This is a genomic window from Lactobacillus sp. VURO6/B1 (VP7) (genome assembly GCF_058139575.1).
Map to the genome: position 1 here is coordinate 1 of NZ_JBVOWJ010000023.1, position 3,970 is coordinate 3,970.

A 3,970-nucleotide genomic window follows, 5' to 3' on the forward strand; every position below is an offset into this window, starting at 1 on the left:
CTAAAGCCACTCGTGATAGTAGCAATACCATCTCAAGCACTTGGGAAGATATACCTGTCACGTTTAATAATGGCGTACTATCAATTGGTGAAGAAGGCAAAAGCTATACAATAATTAATTCAGACGATAAAAATATTAGCATTAAAAACAATATCAGTAATGTTGCTGGAACTGATATTACAGAAATTGATATTAATGCTCCCATTGCCATTATTGGGTCAGCTCAATCGCTCTTCTCTTATCTTAACTTTACTAAAATTAATGGCTTAGATAAACTGGATACATCAAAAGTAACAAACATGTCAAACATGTTTTTCGATTCTCCAAAAATAGTTTCTTTAGATCTATCCAATTTCGATACTGCCAATGTTACCAATTTTAATATGATGTTTGTTGCTGACAGAAGTCTTGAAAGTGTAGGTTTATCTAGTTTTTCCATTAAAGATAATGCTACAGCACAGAGTATGTTTAATCTTTGTGCAAACTTGAAAAAATTAGTTTTAGGCAAGAACTTTCAATTTACGCCAAGCAATGGTAAGCCAAACAATTCCCTCAATTTGTCAGGTACTTGGGTAAACATGGGTGAAGGCGATGGTTCTCTGACCAAGGGTACTAATCAATGGTCTTCAGCTGATTTAATGACCAATTACCAAGGTGATAGAGACCATGACACTTATGTTAGATATACCGGCGGCACCGTTACTGTTCATCGCCAGGATGAAGATGGCAAGCAGCTAGTTGATCAAGATGGTAAGGAAATTCCTGATGAAAAACTTTTCGGCAACATTTCAGACCCAGTAACTGTTGACACCAGCAAAGAATTTGCTGGCTACAAGTTCAAAGAAAATCAAAATCCTGCTGTCACAGCTTTTATTTCTGATCCACAAACTGTCACTCTAGTTTATTCTAAGAGTAAAACGGATAATACTACTATCTCAAGTACTTGGGAAGATATACCTGTCACGTTTAATAATGGCGTATTATCAATTGGTGAAAAAGGCAAAACCTATACCATAAATAATTCAGACAATAAAGATATTAGCATTGGTAGCAACATCGACAATGTTTCTGGAACTGACATTGCAGAAATTGATATTAATGCTCCCATTGCCATCATTGGATCAGCTGAGATGCTTTTTTTTAGACTCACGAATCTTAACACAATCAATGGCTTAGATAAACTAGATACTTCTAAAGTAACGAGTATGCTACGGATGTTTTTTGGCTGTGAAAAAATGACTTCTTTAGATCTCTCAAGTTTTGATACTACCAATGTGACCAGCTTTAATGTAATGTTTTCTGGCGATCCCAACCTAACTAGCGTAGACCTATCTAGTTTTACTGTTGCAAATGATGCCACAACGATGGGAATGTTTGTATTAACCAATAATTATACTTCCAGTTTGACCAAGTTGATTTTAGGTAAAGGGTTTAAATTCACTACAAGAAATGGTAGACCCAACAATTCACTTCAACAGCCAGGAACTTGGGTAAACATGGGGGAAGGCGATGGCTCTCTGGCCAAAGGTACTAATCAGTGGTCTTCAGCCGATTTCATGACTAAGTACCAAGGTGATAGAGACCACGACACTTACGTTAGATATACTGGTGGCATCGTTACTGTTCATCGCCAAGATGAAGAAGGCAAGCAGCTAGTTGATCAAGATGGCAAGGAAATTCCTGATGAAAAGCTCTTTGGCAATATTTCCGATCCAATAACTGTTGACACTAGCAAAGAATTTGCTGGTTACAAGTTCAAAGAAAACAAGAATTCTGATATAAAAGCATTTATCTCTGACCCGCAAGATATTACCTTGGTCTACTCTAAGACTAAAACTGATAATACTTGGGAAGGTGTTCCTTACACCTTTAATAATGGTGTCTTATCGCTAGGCGAAAAAGGCAAAGACTATTTAATTGACAACTCCGCCGAAAAAGAAATTGGCATTAATAATAATATAAGTACTATAAATACTGATAATATTAATGATATAGATATTTTGGGAAAAATAACAATTAATGGGCCAGCTGATTCATTATTTGATACTCTTCCTAATTTAACTCAAATTAACGGCTTAAATAACCTCATTACTTCAGATGTCACTGACATGAGCTACATGTTTGCCAATTGTCCAAAATTAGTTTCATTAGATCTCTCAAGTTTTGATACTAGCAAAGTTGCATTCTTTTCTTCTATGTTTTATGCAGACACCAACTTATCTAGCATAAACTTATCTAGCTTTATAATTACTGATGATGCTGTAGATTATAGTTTGTTTGATTCATGTACAAATTTAACTAAATTAGTTTTAGGTAAAGGAATTAAATTCACTACAACGAATGATCTACCAAATGATTCACTTCAACAACCAGGTACCTGGGTAAACATGGGTGAAGGAAACGATTCCTTGACTAAAGGTACTAATCAGTGGTCTTCAGCTGACTTAATGACTAATTATCGAGGTGACAGAGACTATGATACTTACGTTAGATATACTGGTGGCACCATAACCATTCATCGCCAAGATGAAGAAGGCAAGCAGCTAGTTGATCAAGATGGTAAGGAAATTCCTGATGAAAAACTTTTCGGCAACATTTCAGACCTGGTAACTGTTGACACCAGCAAAGAATTTGCTGGCTACACCTTCAAAGAAAATCAAAATTCTGATGTAAAAGCATTTATATCTGACCCACAAGATATTACTTTGGTCTACTCTAAGAATAAAACTGATAATACTAGTGACAACACTTCTGATAGTTCCAATAGTTCTAACAGCTCTAATAGCTCTGATAGCTCCGATGGTTCCGACGGTTCTGACAGTTCCGATGGTTCTAATAGCTCCGACAGTTCTGATAGTTCTAATGGTTCTGATAGCTCCGACAGTTCCGATAGCTCTAATGGCTCTGACAGTTCCGATGGCTCTGATAGTTCCGATGGTTCCGACGGTTCTGACAGTTCCGATGGTTCTAATAGCTCCGACAGTTCTGATAGTTCTAATGGTTCTGACAGCTCCGACAGTTCCGATGGCTCAAATAGTTCTAACAGCTCTGACAGCTCTAATAGCTCTAATAGTTCTAATGGTTCCAACAGCTCTGATAATTCCAACGGCTCCAATGCTTCCAATACTGCTGGTTCAATTGTTAACAGCCCTGCAGCTATAGCACCTGCAGTCACAGTTCATTATCAAGATGAATATGGCAACACTGTTGCTCCTGATCGCGTAATCCAAGGCCGGATTGGTGATGGCTATACGACTGGTGCCGAGACTGTTTCCGGCTATACATTAAAGACCCGGCCTGATAATGCGACTGGTTTCTTCATCAACAGTCCGCAAAGCGTGACCTACGTTTACAGCAAGAATGATGGCCAAACTAATAACTCCACTACTACTCCAGCTGGAAACCAGACGCCGACTGACAATGAGCCGACTCCAATTCCGACCAGCAAGAAGAACAAGAAAAAGAAAGCACCTGCCAAATCAACCAAAGGTTTCACAGCTAACAAGCATCAGGCTAACCGCCCTGCTAAACTGGCAGCTGCAGCCCGCAAATTAAACAAGACTGCTAGCTCTGACCCACAAAAAGGCAAGCTAGATCAAGACAGCAGCACTAATGCATTGCCGCAAACTGGTGCCGAGAAGCACAACAGTTTGGCCATGCTGGCCCTAGGCGGTTTGGCCTTGGCCACTGCTCTAGGTGCTGCTTGGCTTAACCGTAAGAAAGACTAATTAAATTCTGACAAAAAGAGTCTGGGAAAAAACTCTAACCTAACTAAAAAGGCTGACAAATCACGTCAATAAAACGTTGATTTACCGGTCTTTTTATATTGTAAAATTTTTTTATTTAACTTCAAAGAGCACTTTTCCCAGACGCTTTTCGGTTTAGCTTAGCTCAGTTTGACTTTTGCCTAAGCCAGCCATATACTAAACCTATATTAATATGCAGTTTAGAAGAGGAATTATATGAATAC

1 protein-coding gene is annotated in these 3,970 nt (G+C 38.4%); it reads left to right on the forward strand.

The window, feature by feature from the left end; genetic code table 11:
- Positions 1-3,728, forward strand: a 3,728-nt coding sequence (locus ACZ2M0_RS09265; protein ID WP_490059262.1) for a MucBP domain-containing protein, incomplete at its 5' end; no start/stop codon positions are given.
- Positions 3,729-3,970 lie beyond the last annotated feature (242 nt).